This is a genomic window from Stenotrophomonas ginsengisoli (genome assembly GCF_001431485.1).
Lineage (GTDB): Bacteria > Pseudomonadota > Gammaproteobacteria > Xanthomonadales > Xanthomonadaceae > Stenotrophomonas > Stenotrophomonas ginsengisoli.
In genome coordinates, this window is the sequence record NZ_LDJM01000069.1 from 1 (window position 1) to 2,586 (window position 2,586).

Genomic DNA, 2,586 nt, shown 5'->3' on the forward strand with positions numbered 1-2,586 from the left:
GGGCAACAGGGTACGCAGGGCCTGCATCGCATCCGCGAACACCACAAGGCCGAACGCACGGCCGCGATCAATCTGGTGCGCGGTCTGTTGCGCGAGTTTGGTGCTGCCATTCCTGCCGGGGCCGACAAAATACGTCCAGCCGTGCTGGCTGCCCTGGAGGATGGCGACAATGATCTTCCGATGCCGCTGCGCCATGCCCTGGCTGGCCTGCTGCAGCGGATCGCCTCCTGCGAGGAGGCGATGGCCGCCATCGAGAAGCAGCTGGCCGACATCGCCAGGGACGATACCCGCTGCCAACGTTTGATGGCTGCCAACGGTGTCGGTTTGATTACCGCCACCGCGATGAGTGCGGGCATCGGCGACTTCGCCCGGTTTCCCAGTGGCAGGCACTTTGCCAGCGCACTGGGGCTGACACCACGCGAATACTCCAGCGGCGGCAGCCGCAAGCTCGGGCGCATCAGCAAGCGTGGCGATGTCTACCTGCGCACGCTGCTGATCCATGGCGCACGCTCGGCATTGATCACCGCGTGCATGGCGCGCAAGCGCGGCCAGACGCTGGATCGCACCCAGCAATGGGCGCTGGCGCTGGCTGAGCGCAAAGGCCACAACAAAGCCGTGGTGGCCCTGGCCAACAAGACCGCGCGGCGGTTATGGGCCGCCGAACACCATGGCGTGGGCTTTGATCCAGACCACCTCAGCCAGCGCGAACAACGCGCCGGCTGATCCCCATTCCCCTCGACCGTTTTACTGCAACTACCGTTGAACCGTTCTGCTGTTGCATCGCCTCAACTCATGCAAGCGTGTCGGTCCCCGAAGCAGCCAAGCCGATAACAATTCTGATCCTTCGTGATCGCTTGAACGTCTGGCCCTGCTCCGCGGATTCCATGATGGCTCGGGAAAGCCCACCACAAAGCCGAATACACGAATGCAACCGCTCCCGTTTGCCGGGTTGAAGAAAAAGTTTCAGCAGGATGGAAAATGAAGAATCACATGCCGTGAAGCTAAAGCTTCACAACATCGTGCCGCCAGGATTTGACGGGGGAGTCCATACACGCATTGTTAGGCGGCACCTGGCATGGTGCCACCTGCTGCTGGAACGACTGTAAATGCTCCTCGGCCTCGCGAACTCCTTGCGCAGCAGAGCTCTCCAGCCAGGCGAGAGCCTCCAGCTGCTCCGAGCATATGTGAGAGTCGCGAAGGTAAAACCAGACGTTGTATTGAGCAACCGCATGTCCGAGCTGGGCCGCGCGATGCGTCCACGACTGATACTGCTCAGGGTTGTCTTCCGAAGAGAAATGGAGCGCAACCCGAAACGCCGCCTCAGCGTCGCCTCCGTCGGCATCTTGTCGGAGGCGGTCTAGTTGTGACTCATCCAAGAGCCAGCCGCAACTCACGCAAGTGGCATCATCAAATACGATCTCGGGATCATCAGGAGGCGGTGGAAGCGCGGCCGATATGCTTCCGCAGCCAACAGCAGATACGACCAAGCAAGCGATCAGAGCTCTTCTTACACTCACGATAGATTTCCCTCTGCCGCCTAACGTTTGGCGTGAGCCGCGGCTGCGCAGCAGCCGTCGCGCTCCACGCATTTGTTAGAGCTCTTAGTCTGGAACTCTGCTGAGCCAGCTCTTGAGAGCGCTCAAGGCTTCCTCCGGGCTCACCTCGCAGCCTTCCTCGTCGTACCACTGTGACAGTGTGAGCTTGTACTCGATATCGTCAATCTCTTTGATCAGCGGATAGGGCATTGCTTCGAGTGCTTGCCCGTTATCGACGACCGCACTGCGTAAGGCGACGAGACTTAGCTGCCCGCGCTCAAACTGATCGATGGCGTCGACGATCCGCTTTTTCAGTGTGGTGTTCGACATGGTCGGTTCTGGAGCTCTAACACCTCGAATTAAGCCGCACCGAAGGCGTCGGCTTGTATGATCGAATGGACTCCCCGCGTCACCACGCTGCGTCAATGCGCAAGCTGAAACTGTTGCCCATCAGTACGCGAAATTTACGCCAGGAGCCGGACATGCACGCTACCACCAAATTCGCAGGTAATGAATCGTCGGTTGCCGTTACCTTGGCGGTGGACCTGGCCAAGGACGTTTTTGAACTGGCATTTGCCGATGCGGCAGGGCGTATCGTCGAGCGCAAGCGGCTCAAGCGTGGTCCGTTTGCGCAATGCCTGGTCAATCGCGCACCGCTGAGCATTGTCATGGAGGCCTGCGGCTCGGCGCATGCGTGGGCGCGGCGCTTCATGCGGCTGGGCCACTCGGTGAAGCTGCTGCCGGCGCAGCATGTACGCCCCTACGTCCGGCGCAACAAGACCGACCGCGCCGATGCCGCCGGCCTGCTGGAAGCTGCGCGCTGTGGCGATATCCGCCCAGTGCCGGTAAAGACCACGGGGCAACAGGGTACGCAGGGCCTGCATCGCATCCGCGAACACCACAAGGCCGAACGCACGGCCGCGATCAATCTGGTGCGCGGTCTGTTGCGCGAGTTTGGTGCTGCCATTCCTGCCGGGGCCGACAAAATACGTCCAGCCGTGCTGGCTGCCCTGGAGGATGGCGACAATGATCTTCCGGAGCAGCGGCGACA

At 61.0% G+C, this 2,586-nt stretch carries 2 protein-coding genes and 1 pseudogene; 2 read left to right on the forward strand and 1 reads right to left on the reverse strand.

From position 1 onward, the window contains the following. Positions 1-723 (forward strand): IS110-like element ISSko1 family transposase (locus ABB30_RS15315; protein WP_057639176.1); only part of this gene is annotated, 723 nt, incomplete at its 5' end. 878 nt (positions 724-1,601) lie between these two features. Here the strand turns inward: ABB30_RS15315 and ABB30_RS15325 are convergent. Next, complete coding sequence (locus tag ABB30_RS15325) at positions 1,602-1,865, reverse strand: hypothetical protein (protein ID WP_057639178.1); 264 nt, start codon at positions 1,863-1,865, stop codon at positions 1,602-1,604. A gap of 152 nt (positions 1,866-2,017) precedes the next feature. Between ABB30_RS15325 and ABB30_RS15330 the strand changes: the two are divergent. Beyond that, positions 2,018-2,586: pseudogene (locus ABB30_RS15330) on the forward strand (IS110-like element ISSko1 family transposase); the annotation flags it as partial.